Genomic DNA, 23450 nt, shown 5'->3' with positions numbered 1-23450 from the left:
CGTTCGGAAGTCTAGCGAACCTCGACTCTCGGAACGCGGCTCGACGGCCCTCGCGAGGCAAGGTCGCCAAGATGTGCAAGGTTCTCGCCACGCTGTCTCCGCGAGCCGCGGATCCCCTGGCCGGGCGGGCGGCTGATCCGTCGATCCACGCCCCTTCGGCTCGGGCGAGGGACGGGGATCGACGGATGACGCGTCGACCGGCCGGGCGGCCTCGTGCGCTACAGCGCGCCGTCGAGCGCCGCGCGCAGCAGGTGCTGGAGGGCGTCGAGCTGCACCGAGTCGGCCGAGCCCGGCTCGACGTCCTGGCCGTCGAGCGCGCGGGCCGCGAGGCCCTGCTTGGAGTCGATGAGCTCGGCGATGCGCGCGTCGATCGTGTGCGCGGCGATGATGCGCCATGCGGTGACCGGCTCGTCCTGACCGATGCGGTGCACGCGGTCGATGGCCTGGGTCTGCTCGGCGGCGGTCCAGCTGAGCTCCGCGAGCACGACGTTCGACGCGGCCTGCAGGTTGACGCCGACGCCGGCCGCGGTCAGCGAGCAGACCGCGACCGCGACATCCGGATCGTTGTTGAACGCGTCGATCGCCGCCTGCCGCTGCAATGCGGTCTGGTCGCCTCGGAGCGAGACGGTGCGCAGGTCGCGCGCGGCGAGCGCCGACTCGGCCTGGTCCATGACGTCGATGTGCTTGGCGAAGAAGACGACCTTACCGACCGAGCGCGCGAGCTGCGCGGCGTAGTCGGCCGCGAGGCCGGCCTTCGCCTGGCCGATCTTGCGCACCATCGTGAAGACGTTCTCGCCCGACTTCGCCGACTTCGACTCCTCGAGCTCGGCGCTCGCGACGGCCCGGATGTACTGGTCGCGCACGTCGTCGTCGAGGTCGCCGACGCGCAGGTTGCGCGACTCGACGAGCGCACGGAACCGGCCGACGAGGCGGTTGCCGAGCTCGCGCTCGGCCGCGCGCACCGAGCGCCCCAGTTCGTCGTCGAGCTCGACCGGGAGGTCGGCGATGCGCTTGGCCGGCAGGTCGGCGGCGACGTCGACCTTGCGCCGGCGCACGATACCGAGGTCGATGACGGTGCGACGCGCGGAGGCGTAGAAGCCGGGCTCGGCGGGCGTGAGCCCGTTCTCTTCGAGGAGTCCGAGCAGCCTGGGCGACGGCTTGTCGCCCTCGATCCAGCCGAGGAACTGCCAGATGGCCCGGAAGTCGTCGACGTCGTTGATGAGCGGGGTGCCCGTGAGGGCGAGCAGCAGGGGGTCTCCGCCCGGCGTGGCGCGGCGGATGCGGTCGGCGAGCGCGAGCACGTTCTTCGAGCGCTGCGACTGCAGGTTCTTGATGAAGTGCGCCTCGTCGACGACCATGCCGCGGAACCCGAGGGTCGACAGCCAGGCCATGTGCCGGTCGAGCACGTCGTAGTTGACGACGACCACGTCGGCGAACGCGTCGAGCGAGTCGCCGTCGCCGTGGATGACGGTCGCGCGCCGGTGCGGCGTCCAGCGCTCGACCTCGCGCGCCCAGTTCATCTTCACGACGTTCGGCACGACCGCGAGCAGCGGGTAGGCATCGGCGACGGATGCCGCGAGCACCGACTGCGCGGTCTTGCCCAGTCCGGGCTCGTCGGCGAGCAGGAACGTGCGGTGCCCCTCGCGAGCGGATTCGATGAACCGCGCCTGGTGCTTCATGAGCTCGAGCCCGCGTGGCGCGAGCCGATCGATCTTGGGCGCCTCGGGCAGCTCCATCGAGGCGGCCTGGCCTCCGGAACCCTGCTCGAACGCCTTGAACAGCGGGCCGAGCAGCTCCCAGTTGGCGAGCCGTCGCACGGGTGCGGGCGGAGCAACGGGCTTCGAGAAGTCGGGGGCGAGGAACGGGTTCGCGAGCTGCCGCGACTTGACCGACGCGGGGATCACCTGGTTCTCGGCGAGCACGGGCTTGACCTCGGCCTCGCGCGTGATGATGAGCTCGTCGGCGCTGAGCTCGGCGCCCGACTCGAGCAGCCAGTCACGGCGGAACCGCTGCGCGACCGTCGAGATCGAGGCATCCGGTTCGAGCAGCGTGATGAGGCTCGTGTCGCGCGCGGCGGTCTTCGCGAGGATCTGCGCGATGCCGTCGAGGCGCTTCAGCAGTTCGGCGCGCGCGTTGTCGGGCACCTCGCCGTCGGACTTCACCCGGGCGCGCTCCTCGCGCATGAGCAGCGCGATGACCTGGAACTTGGTGCGGTTCGTCGGACCGAGCTTGCCCTTCTGCGCCTTCTGCTCGACCTCGCGCACCTTGCGCGCGAGGATCGGGATGATGGGTGCGTCGTCGTCGCGCGAACGCGTTCGCTGACGCTGCCTCGTCTGGGCCATGATCCTCCGGGGTATCGGGGCTCGTCTCTGGGCGCCTGCCCGTCGCCGATCTCGGCGGCCGGCACCGCTCGGCGCATCGACGGATGCGACCGGTGCGGAACGGGCGAACCCCTGCTCGAGGAGAAGACCTGATCGAGCAGGAACACTGCAGGAGGTTGAACACTGTTCGAGCAGCATGCGGGCGGGGCTCGCATGGTCGAACGAAGAACGGGTTCGCCTGGGCGCAGCCCCCATTCTAGCCGCAGCAGGCCGGATGCCGCGAAAACACGCGCGAGACGTGCCCGATGCGTTCGCTCGATCCGCTCAACCTGCCACGTGCACCGCGTAGCTCAGCAGGAACCCCGAGGTGGCGAGCAGGCCCGTGTACGCGTGCGTCGAGCGGAAGGCCTCGGGGATCATCGTGTCGCAGATCATCGCCAGGATGGCCCCTGCGGCGAGCGCCGTGATGAACGCCGTGAGCCCACCGCTCGCGCCGTCGAGCAGCACGAAGCCGAGCAGCGCCGCGATCGCGCTCGCGAGCGCGATGCCGGTCCAGAGCAGGAACACGTACTTGGCTCCACGGCCCTCCTGCTTGAGCGCGGCCGTGCTCGAGAGCCCCTCGGGCACGTTCGAGATGATGATGGCCACGAGCACCGGCACGCTCACTCCCCCGCCGCCGACCATGCTGAGGCCGAGCACGGCCGACTCGGGGATACCGTCGAGCAGCGCGCCGAGCGCGATGCCGACCCCCGTGCCGGAGTCCTCGCCCTTGCCGCGCGGATTGCGCTGGTCGAGCCGGTCGAGCAGGTTGTTCGCGAGCACGTACACGACCGCGCCGACCGCGAAGCCGCCGACCGTCGGCCAGAATCCGCCTTCGCCCTGCGCCTCGAGCACGAGGTCGTAGGCGAGCGCCGAGATGAGCACGCCCGAGCCGAACGCCATGACCGAGGCGACGATCGTCGCCGGTACCTTCACGAACCACGCGATGACCGCGCCGACGAGCAGCGCGCCGCCCGCGACGAGGCCCGCGACGGCCGCCCAGAACCAGTCCGCCATGGTCAGACCCCTCCGCCGCCGCCACCGCCACCGCCACCGCCACCGCCGGACGACCCTCCGCCGCCGGAGCCCGACGACGACGAACTCGACGACGAGCCCGACCACGAGGTGGTCGACGTGGTCGTGAACGCCGAGACCGCGACCGCGAATCGGGCGGCGTCGAACGCCGACGTCCCGGCGTACCAGCCCGGCTCCTGGCCGTTCACGTCGTACAGCGATGCGAGTTCGCGCAGCCACTGCTTCTCGAGGCCGAACAGTGCGGCGTAGGGCAGCAGGCGCTCCGTCAGTCGAAGCACCTCTGCGGGGTCGACCGCGACAGCCGGACCGGTGACGGATGCCGCGGCATCCGTCGCTCCGGAGACGGGCGCCTGCGCGGCGCGCACCGGGTCGCGCAGCGCGCCGCTCGGGCTCTGCAGCATGCGGATGCGGTCGGCCTCGGCGAGCCGGATGAACAGGCGCAGGCCCTCGAGGTGGTCGCGCAGTCGCCGCCCATCGGCGGTGAGCGGCCGCACCCCGGCGACCGTGACGATGGCGGCCATGGCCGAGAGCCCGCCCACGAAGAGTGCGAGGAACGGCCAGCCGCCGCCCATGACGGCCTCGAGGGCGATGACCGCGCCGATGAAGGCGATCACCGCGGAGAGGATCGCGACGGCGGCGATCGCGATGCGCCCGCCGATCGCGGGTCGTCGACGCAGCCCCGAGCTCGCGGCCCGCGCGGCGACGGCCTTGCGGATCGCGAGCAGGCGCTGGCCGAGGGCGGTCGACTTCGACTTCAGTGCGCGCTCCTGCCCGACCGTCGGGTAGTCGCTGAAGAGCGCCCGCACGACGGACTGGGCGTCGAGGTCGCCGAGCGGCCCGCCCATGAACTGCACGGAGTAGCTCTTGCCGCCTCGGTCGAGGATGCGCACCTCTCGCGCCACCGCGCGCTCGAGGATGGTGGCGGTCACGCCGCGCGACGGCTGGTCGACGAGGTCGGCCGCCATGAGCGCGCTGACTCCCTCGGGCGGCTCGTACTGGGCGATGATCGTGCCGCTCGGCGCGCTGCGCCAGCTCGTCAGCCGCAGCACGAGCGCGAGCACGAACATCGCGAGCGCGACGGCCGCGAACACGGCCGAGGTCACCGCTGCGGGCGACGATGCGAACGACTCGTCGCGCGGCACGAACGTGCCGGGCTCGAACGCGGCGGCGATGGTGAGGTTCTCGTAGGGGCCGATCGTGCTCGCCTGCGCGACGAGCAGCGGCTGCTCCGCCGTCTCGCCCAGCCGCAGGCTCTCGCATGGCGTGCCCGTGCCGGCACTGCCGCGGTAGCACGCGGCCTGTCCCGTGAAGGCGTCGCCGAGCGCCCCGTCGACGCGGAGCTCGGCGCGCACCGTGCCGAACGGCTGCGCCCAGCCGGTGCCGTTCACGTCCCAGTAGAACTCGTCGACGTCGGCGTCGTCGGGCTGCAGCGTCACGTTGTGCTGGCGGTAGGCGATGACGTAGGCCTGCTCGCCGTGCACGTACGCGTCGCCGGCGATCGTCACCAGCAGGAACTCGCCGTCGTCGTCCTCCTCGGTGCTGAACGCGCGCGGCTGGCCCGCGGCATCCGTCACCGACTGCACCTGGACGTCGACCGGGTGGCCGTCGTAGTCGAGCGGGATCGCCCGGCGGATGCCGCGGTTCTGGTCGAAGTCGGGGAAGAGCGCGACGAGCGTCTCGGTCGTGTCGAGCACCGAGCGGCCGCCCTCGTCGCGGCCGAGCAGGTAGACCGCGTCGAACGACGCGAACGTGAAGTCGTCGACGCCCGCCGGCACCGCGGTCACGGGCGAGGTGACGGATGCCGCGGCCGCCGCCTGCGCGGCCGTGACCGCCGACTCGGGTGCCGCCGCGACCGCCGCTGCCGGAGCGACCGCGACGAGCAGCGCGAGCAGCGCGGCCGCAGCACCGCGCAGGAGTCTGGTCGCCATGCGCCAACGCTAGCGCCTCGCACCGTCAGGAGCGCGGTACCCCCGGGGGTACGCGGCGGCGAGGACTACCATGGAGGGGTGATCGAGGACATCAAGAAACGCGCACTGCACCGCACGAAGATCATCGAGGGGCAGCTCCGCGGCATCGAGAAGATGATCGAGAACGAGGACTACTGCGTCGACATCATCACGCTCTCGCTCGCCGTGCAGAAGTCGCTCGGGTCGCTGAACAAGCTCCTCGTCGAGAACCACCTGCGCACGCACGTGAGCGAGATGTACGACGCGGGCGGCGAGCAGCGCGAGGCCGCGGTCGCCGAGCTCATCCGCATCTTCGAGCTGTCGAACAACCGTGGGTGAGGTCGGCGCCTCCACCGCCGATGCACTGCTGAGCGCACTCTCGACCCGCCCGCTCGTCGTCGACGGCGGCCTCGGCACGCTCCTGACCGATCGCGGAGCGGATGTCGCGGCACCCCTCTGGAGCGCGCAGACGCTGCTCGAGCAGCCCGACGAGATCCTCGGCGTGCATCGCGATTACTTCTCGGCCGGCGCCGACGTCGCGGTCGCCGCGTCGTACCAGGTCTCGGAATCCGGCTTCGCGGCCGCGGGCCGCACGACCGCCGAGGCGCGGCGGATGCTCGTGCGCAGCGTCGAGCTCGCCGCGCAGGCGCGCGACGAGGCCGGCGGCGGGTGGGTGGCAGCCTCGATCGGCCCGTACGGCGCGTCGCTCGCCGACGGCTCCGAATACCGCGGCGACGACGACCTCACCGTCGCCGAGCTGCGGGCCTGGCATCACGACCGACTGCGGATCCTCGCCGACGCGGGCGCCGACCTGCTCGCGATCGAGACGATCCCCTCCCTTCGCGAGGTCGAGGCGCTCGTCGCCGAGCTCGACGGCGCCGGCGTGCGCGCGTGGCTCGCGGTCACGCCCGACGGCGAGCGACTGCGTACGGGCGAGCCGCTCGCCGACGCGTTCGGGCTCGCCGCGGCATCCGACCGGGTCATCGCCGTCGGCGTGAACTGCTGCCCGCCCGAGCAGGTGCTCGACGCGGTCCGGATCGCCCGCTCGGTCACGTCGAAGCCCGTCGTCGCCTACCCGAACAGCGGCGAGACGTGGGATGCCGTGACCCGCACCTGGCACGGCTCCGCCGGCTTCGATGCCGACCTCGTGCGCACGTGGCGCGCCGCGGGCGCCGGCCTCATCGGCGGATGCTGCCGCACGACGCCGACCGACATCGCCGCGATCGCAGAAGCGCTCGCCTGAGCCCGTTCTGCGCATGCGGCACGGTCGCGCTCGTGGAGGCCGGCGTCCTCAGGTGCCCGGCGCCGTCACCGCCAGCCACTCGTCGAGCTCGCTCGGTTCGTCGGTGATGATGCCGTCGACGCCGAGCGCACCCACCTCCTCCCACTTCTCGTGGGAGTTCAGCGTGTAGCAGAGCACGGCCACCTCGGCGGCGTGCAGCGCCTCGAGCGCCTGCGGCTGCTCGACGACGGATGCCGCGGTCGTGCCGAATCCGACGAGGCCGAGGCGTTGCGCGAGCGGCACGGGGTCGGCGGGCAGTTCGCGGATCAGCATGATGCGCGGCGTCGAGGGCGAGACCCGCTGCAGCGCGAACAGGGTCTCGAGGCTGAAGCTCTGGAGCACCACGCGCCCGCGCAGTCCGTGGCGTTCGATGCGGTCCACGACCGTGCGCACCTCGTCGGACGTCCAGTCGGCCTTCAGCTCGACGAGGGCCCTGGCGTCGGGCCGCTCGGCGAGGGCTGTGAAGAACTCGTCGAGCGTCGGCATCCGCTCTCCGGCGAACTCGTCGCCGTACCAGGCGCCGACGTCGAGCTTGCGGAGGGCCGCGGCGTCGAGGTCGCCGACCGAGCGGTGATCGCCCGTGATGCGCTCGAGGTCGGTGTCGTGGAAGAGCATGGGCACCTCGTCGCGGCTGAGCTGCACGTCGGTCTCGACGTAGGCGAGGCGGTCCATGGCGAGCTCGAGCGACGTCATGGTGTTCTCGGGGGCGCTCGCGCGATCGCCGCGGTGCCCGACGATGAACGCGGGCTCCCCCGGGCCGCGCAGCGCGCCGAACACGTCACGAGCCGTGGCGCTCGTCGGGATGCCCGTGACGATGAGCAGCGTCGACACGGTCGCCACGCCGGCGGCTCCGAGCAGCAGGCGCACCCAGCGCCTGGGCGGGTGCGCGAGTCGGTGCAGCAGGGGCGTCGCCGTCGCCGCACGGGCGTTGCGACGGGCTTCGGGTCGAGGTTCGGGCCGGGCTTCTGGTGGTGCGCTCGGGGCAGTCGAACGCGGCGCGATCGTCGGGGCGATCGCACGGACGGTGCGAGTCACGGGTTCGGGCCTTTCCACCGATCGCGCGTCCTTGCGCGACGGTGCCCGTCACTCTAGCAAACGTCGTTACCGTTTCGTTACCCTTTTTCGAGGCGCACGACCGAGTCGCATCGGAGGCCTCCGGATGCCGCGTCAGACGCGTTCGTCGGCCTCGGCCTCGGCCGTGATTCGATTCGCCATGCCCGAGAAGATCACGCCGTGGAACGGCAGGATCGACCACCAGTAGAGCCTGCCCGCAAGTCCCCTCGGGAAGAACACGGCCCGCTGGCGGTAGCGCGAGCCGGCGGACGCGCCGGACCCGCCGGACCCGCCGGACCCGCCGGATGCCGACAGCTCGAGCCACGCCCGCCCCGGAACCCGCATCTCGGCGCGCAGCCGCAGGAACGACCCGCGCTCGATGGCCTCGACCCGCCAGAAGTCGACCGCGTCGCCCACGTGGAGCGTGTCGGGGTCGAGACGCCCTCGGCGCAGGCCCACGCCTCCCGTGAGCTTGTCGATCCACCCGCGCAGCGCCCACGCGAGCGGGAACGAGTACCAGCCGTTCTCGCCGCCGACGCCCTCGATGACGCGCCACAGGGCAGCAGGCGTCGCCCGCGACATCCGCTCGCGCTCGTCGACGAACACCGTGTGCCCGGCCCAGTCCGGATCGCTCGGCAGCGGGTCGCTCGGAGCCCCGGCGACCTCGGCGTTGCGCCAGCTCGTCTCGACCTCGCCCTCCCGCTCCCGCTCGAGCGCCAGCCGCACCGCCGTGCGATACGGCAGCAGCCCCGCGGCCGGTGGCGGGATGACCTCGTCGATGTCGTGGTCGTGCATCACGCAGTCGTACTGCAGAGACTCGATGATCGGCACCGCGAGCCGCCGCGGGATCGGCGTCACGAGGTTGACCCACTGGCCGGCGAGCCACGGCGTGAGCACCGGCAGCGCGGCGATCGGCCGCTGCGGCAGCCCCGCCTCGACCGCGTAGCCGTTCATCAGCTGGCCGTACCTGAAGACGTCGGGGCCGCCGATGTCGAACGCGCGGTTCACCTCTGGCGGCACGTCGGCGGCCGCGATCAGGTAGTGCAGCACGTCGCGGACGGCGATCGGCTGGATGAAGCTGCGCACCCACCGCGGCGCCGGCATGTAGGGCAGCACCTCGGTGAGATGCCTGATCATCTCGAACGAGGTCGACCCCGACCCGATGACCACGCCCGCCTGCAGCACGATCGTCGGCACGCCCGACGCGAGCAGGATCTCGCCGACCTCGGCACGCGAGCGCAGGTGACGCGAGAGCTTCTCGCCCTCGGGATGCAGGCCGCCGAGGTAGACGATGCGCCCGACGCCGTTCCGGTATGCGGCGCCGGCGACCGTGCGGGCGATGTCGAGCTCGGTGCGCTCGAAGTCGCCGCGACCGCCCATGGAGTGCACGAGGTAGTACACCGCCTGCACGTCGGCCATCGCGGCGTCGACGGCATCGGCATCGGCGAGGTCGCCCGCGACGACCTCGGCCGACGCCGCCCACGGCACGTCGCGCAGGCGCTCGGGTCGGCGCACGAGCACGCGCACCTCGTGGCCGGCGGCGAGCAGGCGCGGAACGAGGCGCCCGCCGATGTAGCCGGTCGCGCCCGTCACGAGGATTCGCACGCCGCTCCCTCCGCCGTCGTCACGGCGTCAGCCGCGCTCGTTCCCCCGACGATAGTTGCCGCTCGCCCGAGCCAACAGGTGCTGCACCCGGGAATCGTCTGCACGTTGCAGCGCATCGAGGAGGCGCGCGGCGTCGCCACCGCCCACCGTCATCACGGGCCGGCCGCCGCGATACACGATCACGCCGCCGCGGCCCGTGAGCCGGTAGTCGAACGGGTCGGACTCGAGTCTCCCCCGCTCGTCGGATGCACCGTTGCGCCCGGACACGAGGTCGCTACTTCATGCTCTTCGGGTGCCAGACCGTCTTCGTCTCGGTGAAGGCGGTGATGCGGCCGAGTGCCGGCGCCGCGGCATCCGGACCCTGCTCGGGCCGCAGCACGCGCTTGAGCGTGTCGGCCGCGGCGATCTCGAGGTCGACCCAGTCGAGCGCGCCCGCACCGACGAGGTCGAGCGCGTTCACGTCGGCGTGGCTCGCGAGCCACGGCGCGATCTCGGCCGGCGAACCCGTGAGCACGTTGACGACGCCCTTCGGCACGTCGCTCGTGGCGAGCACCTCGGAGAGGCTGATCGCCGAGAGCGGGTACCGCTCGCTCGCCACGACGACGACCGCGTTGCCGGCGACGAGTGCCGGCGCGATCGCCGAGACGAAGCCGAGCAGCGACGAGTCCTGCGGCGCGACGATCGCGACGACGCCGGTGGGCTCGGGCACCGAGATGTTGAAGTACGGCCCCGCGACCGGGTTCGCGTTGCCCGCGACCTGCGCGAACTTGTCGGCCCAGCCCGCGTACCAGACCCAGCGGTCGATGGCCTCGTCGACCTGGGCGGATGCCGCGGCACGGGTCGCGCCCTCGGCCTCCTCGATCTCGGCGACGAACTGCGCCCTGCGCCCCTCGAGCACCTCGGCGATGCGGTAGAGCACCTGGCCGCGGTTGTACGCGGTCGCACCGGCCCACCCGCCGACGCCGGCCCGCGCCGCCACGACCGCATCGCGTGCGTCCTTGCGCGAGGCCTTCGCGGCGTTCGCCAGGAACGAGCCGTCGGCCGCGAGGATCTCGTAGGTGCGGCCCGACTCGCTGCGCGGGAACGCGCCGCCGATGTAGAGCTTGTACGTCTTCGGCACGGCGAGGCGGCTCATCGCTTCGTTCCCTTCGCGGTGGTCTTGGCAGTTCGTGCGGCGCGGGTGCGGCGCGGCTTCGCCTCGGGTGCGGCACCGGCGCCGGCCGCATCGACGGCGGCGCGGGACGAACCGCGGGTGACGGCGGCCTGCGCGCCGATTGGGGTCGGCGCGAGGTACGCGGCGAGCCCGTGGCGTCCGCCCTCGCGGCCGTAGCCGGACTCCTTGTAGCCGCCGAACGGCGACGCGGGGTCGAACCGGTTGAAGGTGTTCGCCCAGACGACGCCGGCGCGCAGCTGGTCGGCGACCGCGAGGATGCGGCTGCCCTTGTCGGTCCAGATGCCGGCCGAGAGGCCGTAGGGCGTGTTGTTCGCCTTCGCGATCGCCTCGGCGGGCGTGCGGAACGTGAGCACCGAGAGCACCGGGCCGAAGATCTCGTCGCGCGCGATGCGGCTCGAGGTCTGCACGCCCGTGAAGATCGTGGGTGCGAACCAGAAGCCGTTCTCGGGGATCTCGCACGGCGCGCTCCAGCGCTCGGCGCCCTCGGCCTCGCCGATCTCGGAGAGCTCGCGGATGCGCTCGAGCTGCTCGCGCGAGTTGATCGCGCCGATGTCGGTGTTCTTGTCGAGCGGGTCGCCGAGACGCAGGGTCGACAGGCGGTTCTTCAGCCGGTCGACGACCTCGTCGTGGATGTTCTCCTGCACGAGCAGGCGCGAACCCGCGCAGCAGACGTGGCCCTGATTGAAGAAGATGCCGTTGACGATGCCCTCGATCGCCTGGTCGATGGGCGCGTCGTCGAAGACGATGTTCGCGGCCTTGCCGCCGAGTTCGAGCGTGGCCTTCTTGTCGGTGCCCGCGATCTGCTTCGCGATCGCACGACCGACGGCCGTCGACCCGGTGAACGCGACCTTGTCGACGCCCTCGTGCGCGACGAGCGTCGCACCGGTGTCGCCAGCGCCCGTGATGATGTTCACCACGCCGGGGGGCAGGTCGGCCTGCTGGAGGATCTCGGCGAAGATGAGCGCCGTGAGCGGGGTGGTCTCGGCCGGCTTCAGCACGACCGTGTTGCCGGCCGCGAGCGCGGGCGCGATCTTCCAGGCGAGCATGAGCAGCGGGAAGTTCCAGGGGATCACCTGCGCGGCGACGCCGAGCGAGCGCGGGTTCGCGCCGAGGCCCGCGTGGTCGAGCTTGTCGGCCCAACCGGCGTAGTAGAAGAACCAGGCCGCGACGAGGGGCACGTCGACGTCGCGCGACTCCTTGATCGGCTTGCCGTTGTCGAGCGACTCGGCCACGGCGAGCTCGCGGGCCCGCTCCTGCACGAGCCGCGCGATGCGGAACAGGTACTTGCCGCGGTCGCGGCCGCTCATGCGCGACCAGGTGCGGTCGTAGGCACGGCGCGCGGCGGCGACAGCGAGGTCGACGTCGGCCTCGTTCGCGTTCGAGATCGTCGCGATGCGGGCCTCGGTCGCGGGCGAGATGGTCTGGAACGGCTCGCCGCGGCCGTCGACGAACTCGCCGTCGATGAAGAGGCCGTACTGGTCGCGCAGGTTCAGGATCGCCGTCGATTCGGGGGCGGGTGCGTATTCGAGGAAGCTCATGGTGCGGTGTCTCGTCTCAGTCGATCGTGACGTAGTCGGGGCCGGAGTAGTGCGAGGTGGTCAGCTTCTGGCGCTGGAGCAGGACGTCGTTCAGCAGGCTCGACGCGCCGAAGCGGAACAGGTGGGGCTGCAGCCAGTCTTCGCCCACCGTCTCGGCGACGGTCACGAGGTACTTGATCGCGTCCTTCGAGGTGCGGATGCCGCCCGCGGGCTTCACGCCGATGCGCTGACCGGTCGCGAGGTGCCAGTCGCGCACGACCTCGAGCATCAGGAGGGTGACGGGCAGGGTCGCCGCGGAGGGCACCTTGCCGGTCGACGTCTTGATGAAGTCGCCGCCCGCGAGGATCGAGAGCCACGATGCGCGCCGAACATTGTCGTAGGTCACGAGCTCGCCCGTCTCGAGGATCACCTTGAGGCTGGCGCTCGAGCCGTCGGGGCGTCGGCAGGCCTCCTTCACGGCCGCGATCTGGTCGAACACCATGCCGTAGCGGCCCGCGAGGAACGCCCCGCGGTCGATGACCATGTCGATCTCGTCGGCGCCGGCGGCGACCGCCTCGGCCGTGTCGGCGAGCTTGATCTCGAGCGACGAGCGGCCGCTCGGGAAGGCGGTGGCGACGGCCGCGACCGAGATGAGTCCGTCGTCGGGGTCGCCGTGCGCGCCGCCCAGCGCGTCGACCGCGTACGGCACCATGTCGCCGTAGACGCAGACCGCGGCGACACGGGGCGTCGTGGCATCCGCGGGGTCGGGGTTGATCGCCTTCGCGACGAGCGAGCGCACCTTGCCGGGCGTGTCGGCGCCCTCGAGCGTGGTGAGGTCGATGAGCCGGATGATGCGGTCGAGCGCCCACGCCTTCGAGGTCGTCTTGATGCTGCGCGTGCCGAGCCCGGCAGCGCGCTGCTCGAGGCCGACCGCGTCGACGCCCGGGATGCCGTGCAGGTACCTGCGGAGCGTCGCGTCGTCGGGTTCGCCGCCGAGCACGGCGAGCGCGCGCTCCCTGGCGGTGATGAGGGATGTGCCTGTCATGGTGGGACCTGGCTTTCGCTGGTTCTTGGTACGAGGAGTGTCGGCGTGCGCGTCGTCGTGGTGGACGACGCCGCGCTCAGCCGTCGAGGAGGTGAAGGGCCGTCGCCTCGTCGGTGACGAGCACCGAGCAGAGGCCGCTGCGCACGACCGCATCGGCGACCGCGTGCTTGGCACGGCCGGCGATCACGGCGATGCCGAGGGATGCCTCGCGCAGCTCGTCGAGCGTGAGCCCGACGGTTCGCGCGTCGAGGGCGGGGTCGACGATGTTGCCGTCGGAGTCGATGTAGCGGCCGACGACGTCGCCGACGGCGCCCTTCGCCACGAGCAGGTCGACGTCGGATTCGGCGAGGTAGCCGCTCTCGACGTGCACCGACGTGTGGTCGGCGGCGCCCGCGCTGAAGAGGTAGGCGTCGGCGGAGCGCGCGAGGTCGATGACGCCGGCGACCACCCGATCGGACTCGATGGCGTGCTTGGTCTCGAGGCGCTCGAGGATCGCAGGGCTCGGCAGCAGGGTGGCGCTGCCGCCGCCCTTCTGCGCGATGCCCACGGCGGTCGCCGCTGCGGTGCCGGGCCTTCGGTTGAGACTCACGCCGCCGTTGATCTGCACGACGTTGACGCCGGTCGCCCACCCGTTTCGCAGGTGCTGCGAGATCTCGAACAGCGTGCGACCCCAGCTGACGCCGAGCGTGCGGGGCACCGGCCGGAGGGCCGTGAGGTAGTCGGCCGCGGCCTGCGCGGTGCGCGCCTGCAGCTCTTCGGCCGATGCGACGCCCGCCGAGGACACGACCACGGCATCGGCGAGGCCGCGCTCGTCGCGGAGGCGACGCTCGATCGGGAGGCGCCGGGCGCGCGGATGCAGGATCTCGATGCGGATGAAGCCCTCTTGCTTGGCTTGCGCGAGGAGTCGCCCGACCTTCCACCGGGTCAGGCGCAGCGCCTGACCGATCTCGTCTTGGGTCTTGTTCTCCTCGTAGTAGAGCTCGGCCGCTCGGATCGAGAGGAGTTCGTCGATCTCGTCCACACCTGTCCTTCCGCTCACTCCAAGGGTAGGCAGCCTGGCGCTCATCGGCAACACTCGCGTGCGATCGTGCTCATATGAGCAGGTGAGCGGCGGATGTCGCAGCCTATGCTGATGGCCATGCCCACGTCTCTCGCACTCGCCGTCGACTTCGGCGGCACCAAGGTCGAAGCCGCCCTCGTCGACGACGCAGGCGTCGTGCTTCCCGCATCGCGGCACCGTCGGCCCACCGGGCCGACCGCGACGAGCGACGAACTCGAGCAGGCCGTTCGCGAGGTCGTGCTGGGCGCCCGCGACGCACTGCCCGATGGCGCAGTGCTCGTGGGCGTCGGCGTCGGGTCCGCCGGCCCCATCGGCGTCGCCGAGGGCACGGTCTCCCCGCTCAACGTGCCCGTGTGGCGCGACTACCCGCTCGCGACGCTGGTCCGCGCGCTCGTGCCCGACGCGCCCGTCGTGCTGCGCATGGACGGCGTCTGCATCGCGCTCGCCGAGCACTGGATCGGCGCCGGCCGCGGCGCGCACAACCTGCTCGGCATGATCGTCTCGACGGGCGTCGGCGGCGGGCTCGTGCTCGGCGACCGCGCCGTGCCGAGCCCGACGGGCAACGGCGGCCACATCGGCCACATCGAGGTCGGCGGCTTCGAGGATCCCTGCCCCTGCGGCGGACGCGGATGCCTCGAGGCCGTCGCCTCCGGCCCGCGCACCGTCGCGTGGGCTCGCGCGCAGGGCTTCACCGGTTCGACCGGCGAGGACCTCGCCGCCGCGCACGCCTCTGGCGACCCGATCGCCCTCGCCGCGGTCGAACGCGCCGGAACCGCGATCGGCCGCGCCGCGGCATCCGCCTCGAGCCTGCTCGACCTCGACGTCGTCGCGATCGGCGGCGGCTTCAGCCGGGTCTCCCCCGCGCTCTTCGAGCGCGCGCGCGCCGCACTCGCCGAGCGCGTCACGTTCGGATTCGTGACGCGGACCCGCATCGTGCCGTCGGCGCTCTCCGACGAGGGGCCGCTCGTGGGCGCCGCAGCACTGATCCACCGGCCGCACCTGGTCGTCTGAGCGCCGACGCGCGTGGGCTATACCCGGCGCGCGCGGTGGTCGTCTTCGAGGTAGCCGGGTCGCGCCGCGAGGAACCCGGCGATCGCGGCCGGAACCGCGGTCGCCGCGAGCAGCACGAGCGGGAGGGTCCAGCCGCCGGTCGCCTCGTGCACGAGGCCGATGCCGATGGGTGCGACGGCGGCGATGAGGTAGCCGACCGACTGCACGACGCCGCTCAATGCGATCGACCCGTCATGCGTGCGCGTGCGCAGGTTGATGAGCACGAGGGCGAGCGGGAACAGCAGCGGGCCGGTTCCGATGAGCGCGACCCACAGCCAGATCGCGGACTCGGGCGCCAGCAGCAGACCGCCGTACCCGAGCAGGAACGCCAGCACCGAGATGACGACGAGCGTGCGCACCCGGTCGTAGCGCGCAGCGACGACCGGCACGAGCAGCGCGGCCGGCAGGCCCATCGCCGCGAACAGCGAGAGCAGCGCTCCGGCCTGCGCGCTCGTGACCCCCGCGACGTCGACGACGATGCGCGGCAGCCACGCGAACATGACGTACGCATTGACCGAGGACACGGCGAAGATCGTCGCGAGCGCCCACGCGATCGGCGAGCGCAGCGCGCGTCGCACCTGCCCGCCGGCGGCCTCCTCGGGCATCGCCGCAGGAGCGCCCGCGCGCGGGTGCACGAGCAGCGCGATCCACGGCACGAGCGCGACGACGGCGACCAGGGCCCACTCGCCCAGCGAGACGCGCCAGCCCGCGGCATCCGCCACCGGCACCGCGAGGAGCGGCGGCACGAAGGTGCTGACCGAGATGATCGACACGTACAGCGTGGTCACGAGTCCCACGCGATCCGAGAAGTACCGCTTCACGAGCGGCGGCAGCAGCACATTGCCGACGCCGACGGCGGCGAACACCAGCACGCTCGCCCCGACCAGCGTGACCGCCTCGGGTGCCAGACCGCGGCCGAGCAGCCCGGCGGCGAGCACCGCGAGCGCCACGACGACGGTGCGCTCGAGTCCCAGCCGCTTCGCGATCATCGGGGTCAGGATGCCGAAGACGGCGAAGCAGAGGGGCGGGAGCATGCCGAGCAGGCCGACCAGCGCGGGCGGCAGCGGGATGTCGGCGTCGATCTCGGCGATGATCGGCGAGAGCGAGGCGACACCCGTGCGCAGGCTCGACGCGACGAGCAGGATACCGAGGAGCGCCAGCGTGCGCCCCGCCCACAACGGCCTCGCCGGCTCACCCGTCGGGATCGCCGGGATGGCCCCGGTCACGCGAGGATCTGCTTCGCGCGCTCGACGTCGCCGCGCATGGTCTCGATGAGATCGGGGATGCTCGTGAACGCGACCATGCCGCGGATGCGCTCGACGAACTCGACGTCGACCAGGTGGTCGTACAGGTCGAGGTCGCGGTCGAGCACGTAGGCCTCGACCTGCTTGGGAGCGACGCCCTCGAACGTCGGGTTGTCGCCGACCGAGATCGCGGCGGGATACCGGGTGCCCGCATCGGTCAGCCAGCCCGCGTACACGCCGTCGGCGGGCACGAGGCCCTCGGACTCGGGCGTGAGGTTCGCCGTCGGGAAGCCCAGCTCGCGGCCGCGCTTCGCGCCGTGCACGACGATGCCCGACACCGTCGGCGTGTGCCCGAGCAGGGCGGTCGCGTGGCGCACGTCGCCCTCGGCGAGGATCTCGCGGATCCACGTCGACGACACGCGGCGCTCGCCCTCGGGGCGCACGTCGTCGACCACCTCGACCTCGAAGCCGTACGTGCGGCCGAGCGCGATGAGTAGATCGACGTCGCCCGCACCACGAGCACCGTACCGGAAGTCCTTGCCGACGAGCACGACCTTCGCGTCGAGCGCGTGCACGAGCACCCGCTCGACGAACTCGGTCGCCGGAACCGACGCCAGCGCACGGTCGAAGGGCAGCAGCAGCGTCGCGTCGACGCCCGTGGTCGCCAGCAGTTCGAGCTTCTGCCGGTTGCTCACGAGGGCCTCGGGGCACTTGTCTGGTGCGAGCAGCGCGAGCGGGTTGCGGTCGAACGTGACCGCCGCCGTCACGAGCCCGCGCTCGTCGGCGATCGTGCGGATCCGCTCGATGAGCGCACGGTGCCCCTGGTGCACACCGTCGAACTTGCCGATCGTGACCGCGCTCGGCCCGAAGCCCGCGGGGACCCCGTCGATGCCCTTGAAGGTCTTCACGCGGCATCCGCCCCCGTCGAGCGAGCGGATGTCTCGGGCGAGCCCTCGGCGCCCGGTCTGTGCTTCGCGAGCCACCACATGCCGAGCACCGGGAGCACGAGCGGGATGAACAGGTAGCCGCGGCCGAACCACGACCACACCGTGTCGTGCGGGAACAGCTCGGGGTCGAGGATGCTCAGCACGCCGACCACGAGCACGCCGGTGAACTCGAAGACGAGCGTCGCCCAGGCCACGCGGTACCAGAACCGCCCTCGGCGCACGAGCGCGATCGTCGCCACGATGTACACGACCGCTGCCAGCGCCGACAGGGTGTATGCGAGCGGCGCCTCGTCGTACTTCGACGCGATCTGGAAGAACGACCGCCCCGTGGCCGCGAGCGCGAGCACGGCGTACACGGCCACGAGCACGCGACCGACGCCGCTCATGCGCGGGCGGTCCGGCGTGTCGGCGGCGCCGGATTCTGCGGCGGCGGCGGGGTTCGCGGTGTTCACGGGGTTCGCGGGCGATTCAGACATGTCGTTCGATTCTCTCAGACGCGGGTCAGCCCAGCTGCACGGTCCAGATCTGGAACATGCGGTAGAGCATGACCGCGACCGCGAGCGCTCCGACCCCCAGCACGACCGTGCTCCACCGGCTGCGATCGAGCAGGGCCCAGAAGATCGCGGCGGGCGGCACGAGCAGCGCCGCGAACAGGTAGATGCCGAACTCCAGCGGGTTGCCGGTCGGCGGGTTGCCGAACGCCGGCGCGGCGATCGAGATCACGACCTGCACGATCAGCAGCAGCTCGACGAGCACGAGCGAGCCGTTCGACAGGTCGCTCGGGGGTCGGCCCGCGAACCCGAGCACGATGCACAGCAGCCCCGCGGCGATCGCGACCGCGAGCTGCACCCACATGAACCACTCGATCACGAGGCGTCCTCGAGCGGGAATCCCACGACGACCTTCAGCGTGTCGCCGCGACGTTCGACGATCGCGACGAGGCGACGGGCCCCGTCCTCGAGGTCGGCGACCGCGGCGATGGGCGCCCCCTTCACGGTGTCGGGGGCTCCGGCCGCGTCGATGCGCTTGCCGTGCCCGAGATCGATCGCCTGCTGCGCGTCGACGTGCACGACGGGCAGCGCCAGCTCCGCGGCATCCGCGGCGCCGATGAGCGCCGATGCGACGTCGAGATCCTCGAGCACGGATGCCTCGGCCACGCCGAACCGCCCGATGCGCGTGCGCCGGAGCGCCGTCAGGTGCCCGCCGACGCCGAGGTCGACGCCCAGGTCACGGGCGAGCGCACGGATGTACGTGCCCGACGAGCACTCGACGCGCACGTCGAGGTCGACGAAGCCGTCCGCGTCGCCGCCGCGTCGCACGTCGAGCACCTCGAACGCCGAGATCGTGACCGTGCGCGCCTTCAGCTCGACCTGCTCGCCGTCGCGCACGCGCTGGTACGCGCGCTTGCCGTCGACCTTGATCGCGCTCACCGCACTCGGCACCTGCTCGATCACGCCGGTGAGCTTCGCGATGCCCGAGGCGATGCGCGCGTCGTCGACCGCGTCGATCAGGTCGGCGGATGCCGCGTCGAGGAGTTCGCCCTCGGCGTCGTCGGTGCTCGAGCCCGCGCCGAGCCGGATCGTGGCGACGTACTCCTTGTCGAGGCCGACGAGGTAGGTCAGGAGTCGGGTCGAGCCGTTCACGCCGAGCACGAGCAGGCCGGTCGCCATCGGATCGAGGGTTCCCGCGTGCCCGACCCGACGGGTTCCGGCGAGTCGGCGCGTGCGCGCGACCACGTCGTGGCTGGTGATGCCCTGCGGCTTGTCGACGAGGAGGATGCCGCTGTTCACGCCGTACAGGCTAACAGCCGGGACCCGGGCGGAGTCCGGCGACCGAGGGCGGGCCGCCAGGCCACGGCCGGGCGGCCGCGGCATCCGCTCGCCCTACGCTGGACGGATGAGGATCGGGATCATCGGGGCCGGCGCGCTCGGCGGCACGTTCGCGGCGCTGCTCGCGCAGGCCGGCCACGACGTCGAGGTCGCCGCACGCGGAGCCGTGCTCGCGGCGATCAGCGCCCACGGCATCCGGCTGAGCGGCGGATACGGCGACGTGGTCGCCGAGGTCGCCGCCTCGGATCGGCTGACGGTCCGGCCCGGGCTCGTGCTCGTGTGCACCAAGGCGCAGGACGCCGAGGCCGCGATCGCCGCGAACCGCGAGCTCATCGACGGCGTGCCGATCGTGGTCGTGCAGAACGGCCTCGAAGGCGTCGACACAGCCGCGCGGCTGCTCCCCCGATCGGACTGCTTCGGCCTGCTCTCGCTCATCGCCGCCGACCACTCCGAGCCGGGGGTCGTGCGCGTCACGGCCACCGCCGAGAGTCGGCTCGGCCGCGGCGACGGTCCCGCCGACGACGAGTCGGTGCGGGTCGCCGAGCTGCTCTCCTCCGCGGTGCCGGTGCAGGCGGTCGACGACTTCCGCGGCGCCCAGTGGACGAAGCTCGTCGTCAACATGGTCAACGCGATCCCCGCGATCATCGGCGGCAGGCTCGGCGATGTCGCCGCCGAGCCCGGGCTGCTCGCGGTCCTCACCGCGTCGATGCGCGAATGCGTTCGCGTCGGCATCGCTCGAGGCGTGACGTTCGGCGACCTGAACGGCCTCGACGATGCATCGCTGCGGGCATTCGCCGAGCTTCCCGTCTCGGAGGGTGCGGCCGTGCCCTCGGCTCTGGTGGCGCGCATGGGCTGGGAGTCGAATCGCGGCTCCACGCAGCAGAGCCTGCGTCGCGGGCAGCCGACCGAGATCGACTACCTGAACGGGGCCGTGGTGCGCGAGGCGGCGATCGTCGACCTCGCGGCGCCCGTGAACGCGGCCCTGACCGCACTCGTGCACGAGGTCGAGGCGGCCGGCCATCCGTTGCCGGCGTCCCGCGTGCTCGACGTGCTCTGAGCCCGCGACGTTTCGGATCGCCCGGAACGCACGGCGCCTTCGCCGCACGCAGAAGGGGGCCCGGCGAACCGGACCCCCTTCCGTGCGTTATCGGATGTCGCTACGCGCGCTTGCGGCGCACACGGGCGACGACCAGGAATGCCGCGCCAGCGAGCACGATGATGCCCGCGACGATCGCGATCGTGGTTCCGGCGAAGCCGGTGCTCGCGAGCCCCGAGCCGTCACCGCCACCGGTGTTCGCCAGCGGAACTCCGCCGTCGCCGTCGCCCTCGCCACCGCCGGGGGTGGTCGTGGGCGGTGCCGCGACGCAGTCGGGCGTCGCCGGCGGGTAGGCCAGCTCGACCGTCATCTCGGGGTTGACGACGAGGGTCGCCGAGGTCACCGAGCGGGTCCACGCGAAGTTGCCGTCGGTCTCCTGCCAGGTGCCGTCGGCGAGCTGCTCCCAGCCGGGCCAGCCGGTCGGGGTCACGCCGTCGGCTGCAACCGAAGCGCCGGGCCAGAGGTGCTTGCCCGAGAGCTTGCCGTCGACGAGCTCGCCGAGCTCGATCGTCTCGGTGTTCGTGCCGTCGGTGAGCACCAGGGAAACGGTGTTGCTCGTCGACTGCTTGTCGGGATCGGTCAGCTCGACCTCGTAGAAGATCCACGGGGCGTCGGCGATGCACTGGCCGGTCGCGAACGAGCCCTCGAGCGTCGGCTCGATGCACGCTGCGTCGTCGAGCGCGAACTTCCAGGTCGACGTGACGCCTGCGGGGAACGCGTACCCGGCCTTCGGCGCAGCGACCACGGTCACGACGCCCTCGGACTCGCTCTGGCTCCAGTCGACCGTCTTGGTGTCCTCGGGGACGACGAGCACCTCGTTGTCGGGGCCGCAGACATCGGCGAAGGTCGGCGCACCGACGAGCTCGGTGATGCACGGCTCGTCGTTGATCGTGAAGATCCAGGTCGACTTCGCGCCCTCGGTGAACTTCGAGCCCGGCTTGGCCGTCGCGGTGACGGTGATCACGCCGTTCTCCTCGACCGAGGTCCACTCGATCGTGTCCGTGCTCTCGGGAACGGTCAGCTCGTGGTTGTCGGCGCCGCACTCGTCGGCGAACGTGGGCTCGCCCACGACCTCGATGATGCACGGCTCGTCGTTCACGTCGAACGTCCACGACGTCTTCGTGCCCGCCGGGAACGCGAAGCCGGGCTTCGCGGTCGCCGTCACCGTGATGACCGAACCCTCACGCGACGAAGCCCACGCCACCTGCTCGGTGCTCTCGGGAACCGTCAGCTGCTCGTTCGCCGCACCACAGCTGTCGGAGAACGTCGGAACGCCCTTCAGACCGATCTCGCACGGAGCATCGTTCACATCGAACGTCCACGACGTCTTCGTGCCCGCCGGGAACGCGAAGCCGGGCTTCGCGGTCGCCGTCACCGTGATGACCGAACCCTCACGCGACGAAGCCCACGCCACCTGCTCGGTGCTCTCGGGAACCGTCAGCTGCTCGTTCGCCGCACCACAGGTGTCGGAGAACGTCGGAACGCCCTTCAGACCGATCTCGCACGGAGCATCGTCGATCGGGTAGGTCCACTCGGTCTGCGCGCCGACCGGCAGTGCGTAGCCGGGCTTGGCCGCGAGCTTCACCGTGATCGACGTCGCCGTGTACGTGGTCGTCCAGTCGAGCGTGTCGGTGTCGACGGGCTCGGTGAACACCTCGTTGTCGGGACCGCACGTGTCGGAGAAGGCCGGCGCCGGCGGTGCGGGCACCTCGGTCGGCGGCTTCGTGCAGTCGGGGTACTGGAGCAGCGTCTGGTCGCCCTTCGCGGGCACGGTCTTCTGGACCGGGAAGATGATCCACCAGTCGGTGTACTTGAAGGCGGGGTAGATGTCCTTGGCGTGCGTGTCGTGCTTGCCACTGAGGAAGGACTTGACCGAGATGGTCTCCTTGTCGTACCCGTTCGTCGCGTCCCAGTGGCAGACGGTCACGGCATCGCCGCAGTCGACCTTGCCCTGCCAGTGGTAGTTGGTACCCGCGACCTGCACCCAGACGACCGACCAGATGTCGGGGTCCGGCCAGTTGTCGTGCTGGTCGAACGTGAACGTCTTCGTGCCCGACCAGGTGCCAGAGCCCTTGTGGAAGTTGAGCGTGATCTCCTTGCCGTCGGCGATGATCCGCACGTTGACGTCATTGGCCTGGCCGGCGGGGAGGTCGGACGGGTAGACGACGGTCAGCGCCTTGCAGGTCGGTGCCGCGTACTCCCAGTTCCAGTCGAACGGCTTGGCGCAGTCGGCGTACTGGAGCAGGCTCTGGTCGCCCTTCGCGGGCACGTTGACCGGGTAGCCGTTCTTCTTGTAGCTGAAGGCCGGGTAGATGTCCTTCGCGTGGTCGATGTGACCCGAGTTCACGAAGGCGTTGATCGACGTGGTGACCTTGTTGTACGGGTTCGTGTCGCTGGAGGTGGCGTGACAGTACGTGATCTTGTCGGCGTCGGAGCTGCAGTCGCCCTTGAGCCCCTCGATGCGCCCGTCGGAACCCTTGCCGTAGTTGTCGTTCCACTTGGTGTAGGCGTACACCCACGGGCCGTTGCCCACGGTCGAGCCCGGAAGCGACTCGGTGCCGAGGGTCAGCGTGGTGTTGCCCGACGACGAGATCGGCCCGCGGTCCATGCCGTTGGCGTTGCTCGGCGTGCCGGTGAAATCGGACGTGCCGACCTTCCACTTGGTCGAGCCGGTGAGCCCGTTGCCGACCTGCGTGAGCGCGAGCGTGTATGTGACGTCGTACTTGCCGGTCGTCGTGTTGCAGACGGCGTTCGCCTTCAGGTCGCCCGTGTGAGCCGATGCAGGTGCAGCCGTCGCCACGACGGCGAGTCCGCCGGCGAGCGCGAACGTGGTCAGGACTGCGGCGATGCGACGCCACAGGCTCGGTGAGTCGGGGCGAGTGCGGGCGCGGCGTGCGCGCAGCGCACTTCGTACCGAACCGCGGGGGTTGGGCATTCGGGTTCTCCATCGGTCGAACCGGCGTCGGCGAACCCGCGAAGAACCGCTTCGCGCGCGCGAAAGCACGGCAGTGACCGATGAGCTTGGGAGGGCTCGGCGGAAGATTCGGGTCTTCGGGTGGTGCGGGTGGGGCTCGCGCAGCCGGGGGGCAAAAGGCTGTGAACCTTCAGTATGGCGGCTCGGCGGAGTCGGCGTCCACCAGTGCATGCATCGTCGACGACTTGCCCCGCGAAATGGGGGCATCGGAGTGCTGCGAAAGTCCGCAGCCG

20 protein-coding genes are annotated in these 23450 nt (G+C 71.5%); 4 read left to right on the top strand and 16 right to left on the bottom strand.

The annotated features are described in order from the left end of the window. Nucleotides 1-218 precede the first annotated feature (218 nt). The 3 genes from BM342_RS17310 to BM342_RS17300 form a co-directional block, all read right to left on the bottom strand. The gene (locus BM342_RS17310; protein WP_092968335.1) at nucleotides 219-2342 is read right to left on the bottom strand and encodes a DEAD/DEAH box helicase; all 2124 of its coding nucleotides are present in this window, start codon (nucleotides 2340-2342) and stop codon (nucleotides 219-221) included. Between the two features lie 303 nt (nucleotides 2343-2645). Next, nucleotides 2646-3377 carry a ZIP family metal transporter gene (locus BM342_RS17305; protein WP_092968333.1) on the bottom strand — a complete coding sequence of 244 codons (732 nt, stop codon included), beginning with the start codon at nucleotides 3375-3377 and terminating at the stop codon, nucleotides 2646-2648. Between the two features lie 2 nt (nucleotides 3378-3379). Next, complete coding sequence (locus BM342_RS17300; RefSeq protein ID WP_092968331.1) at nucleotides 3380-5323, bottom strand: DUF2207 domain-containing protein; 1944 nt, start codon at nucleotides 5321-5323, stop codon at nucleotides 3380-3382. A 78-nt stretch (nucleotides 5324-5401) separates the two neighbouring features. Between BM342_RS17300 and BM342_RS17295 the strand changes: the two genes are divergently transcribed. Continuing rightward, on the top strand, nucleotides 5402-5680 hold the full coding sequence (locus BM342_RS17295; protein ID WP_092968329.1) for a metal-sensitive transcriptional regulator: 279 nt from the start codon (nucleotides 5402-5404) through the stop codon (nucleotides 5678-5680). Then, nucleotides 5673-6584, top strand: coding sequence for a homocysteine S-methyltransferase (gene mmuM, locus BM342_RS17290; protein WP_255368894.1), 912 nt, complete (start codon nucleotides 5673-5675; stop codon nucleotides 6582-6584). Before BM342_RS17295 ends, mmuM begins: the two co-directional genes overlap by 8 nt. Before the next feature lie 48 nt (nucleotides 6585-6632). Here mmuM and BM342_RS17285 read toward each other — a convergent pair whose 3' ends face one another. From BM342_RS17285 to BM342_RS17255, 7 genes are all read right to left on the bottom strand, one after another. Beyond that, nucleotides 6633-7658 (bottom strand): glycerophosphodiester phosphodiesterase, encoded by a 1026-nt coding sequence (locus BM342_RS17285; protein WP_092968327.1) that lies wholly within the window; start codon nucleotides 7656-7658, stop codon nucleotides 6633-6635. A gap of 132 nt (nucleotides 7659-7790) precedes the next feature. Then, nucleotides 7791-9269 (bottom strand): SDR family oxidoreductase, encoded by a 1479-nt coding sequence (locus BM342_RS17280; RefSeq protein WP_218154967.1) that lies wholly within the window; start codon nucleotides 9267-9269, stop codon nucleotides 7791-7793. 39 nt (nucleotides 9270-9308) lie between these two features. Further along, nucleotides 9309-9548 carry a hypothetical protein gene (locus tag BM342_RS17275; protein ID WP_092968323.1) on the bottom strand — a complete coding sequence of 80 codons (240 nt, stop codon included), beginning with the start codon at nucleotides 9546-9548 and terminating at the stop codon, nucleotides 9309-9311. 7 nt (nucleotides 9549-9555) lie between these two features. After that, a complete protein-coding gene (locus tag BM342_RS17270) occupies nucleotides 9556-10416 on the bottom strand; it encodes an aldehyde dehydrogenase family protein (protein ID WP_092968321.1) in 861 nt (286 codons plus the stop codon). Further along, complete coding sequence (locus BM342_RS17265; RefSeq protein WP_092968319.1) at nucleotides 10413-11993, bottom strand: aldehyde dehydrogenase family protein; 1581 nt, start codon at nucleotides 11991-11993, stop codon at nucleotides 10413-10415. The genes BM342_RS17270 and BM342_RS17265 overlap by 4 nt, the downstream gene beginning before the upstream one ends. Nucleotides 11994-12009: 16 nt before the next feature. Further along, entirely contained in the window at nucleotides 12010-13017 is a 1008-nt protein-coding gene (deoC, locus tag BM342_RS17260) for a deoxyribose-phosphate aldolase (RefSeq protein WP_092968317.1), read from the bottom strand. A 76-nt stretch (nucleotides 13018-13093) separates the two neighbouring features. Beyond that, a complete protein-coding gene (locus tag BM342_RS17255; protein ID WP_092968315.1) occupies nucleotides 13094-14038 on the bottom strand; it encodes a sugar-binding transcriptional regulator in 945 nt (314 codons plus the stop codon). A 117-nt stretch (nucleotides 14039-14155) separates the two neighbouring features. Between BM342_RS17255 and BM342_RS17250 the strand changes: the two genes are divergently transcribed. Next, nucleotides 14156-15088, top strand: a complete 933-nt coding sequence (locus tag BM342_RS17250; RefSeq protein ID WP_092968809.1) for an ROK family protein — start codon at nucleotides 14156-14158, stop codon at nucleotides 15086-15088. A 17-nt stretch (nucleotides 15089-15105) separates the two neighbouring features. On the opposite strand, the gene BM342_RS17245 is transcribed toward BM342_RS17250, so the two are convergent. The 5 genes from BM342_RS17245 to truB all read right to left on the bottom strand — a co-directional run bounded on the left by BM342_RS17245 (nucleotide 15106) and on the right by truB (nucleotide 19108). After that, complete coding sequence (locus BM342_RS17245) at nucleotides 15106-16353, bottom strand: MFS transporter (protein WP_255368892.1); 1248 nt, start codon at nucleotides 16351-16353, stop codon at nucleotides 15106-15108. Continuing rightward, a complete protein-coding gene (locus BM342_RS17240; RefSeq protein WP_092968313.1) occupies nucleotides 16350-17279 on the bottom strand; it encodes a bifunctional riboflavin kinase/FAD synthetase in 930 nt (309 codons plus the stop codon). The genes BM342_RS17245 and BM342_RS17240 overlap by 4 nt, the downstream gene beginning before the upstream one ends. After that, nucleotides 17276-17704, bottom strand: a complete 429-nt coding sequence (locus BM342_RS17235; protein WP_092968803.1) for a hypothetical protein — start codon at nucleotides 17702-17704, stop codon at nucleotides 17276-17278. Before BM342_RS17235 ends, BM342_RS17240 begins: the two co-directional genes overlap by 4 nt. A 115-nt stretch (nucleotides 17705-17819) precedes the next feature. After that, nucleotides 17820-18188 (bottom strand): hypothetical protein, encoded by a 369-nt coding sequence (locus BM342_RS17230; protein WP_092968311.1) that lies wholly within the window; start codon nucleotides 18186-18188, stop codon nucleotides 17820-17822. Beyond that, nucleotides 18185-19108, bottom strand: a complete 924-nt coding sequence (truB, locus tag BM342_RS17225) for a tRNA pseudouridine(55) synthase TruB (protein WP_369823189.1) — start codon at nucleotides 19106-19108, stop codon at nucleotides 18185-18187. The genes BM342_RS17230 and truB overlap by 4 nt, the downstream gene beginning before the upstream one ends. A gap of 106 nt (nucleotides 19109-19214) precedes the next feature. Between truB and BM342_RS17220 the strand changes: the two genes are divergently transcribed. After that, on the top strand, nucleotides 19215-20204 hold the full coding sequence (locus tag BM342_RS17220; RefSeq protein WP_092968307.1) for a ketopantoate reductase family protein: 990 nt from the start codon (nucleotides 19215-19217) through the stop codon (nucleotides 20202-20204). Nucleotides 20205-20304: 100 nt separating this feature from the next. Here the strand turns inward: BM342_RS17220 and BM342_RS20225 are convergent, their stop codons facing one another. Beyond that, nucleotides 20305-23178 carry a hypothetical protein gene (locus BM342_RS20225; protein WP_255368891.1) on the bottom strand — a complete coding sequence of 958 codons (2874 nt, stop codon included), beginning with the start codon at nucleotides 23176-23178 and terminating at the stop codon, nucleotides 20305-20307. Nucleotides 23179-23450: the final 272 nt, after the last annotated feature.

Origin of the sequence: Agromyces sp. CF514, from assembly GCF_900113185.1 — a bacterium.
Classification (GTDB): Bacteria; Actinomycetota; Actinomycetes; order Actinomycetales; family Microbacteriaceae; genus Agromyces.
This window is presented reverse-complemented; position numbering and strand designations above follow the sequence as displayed.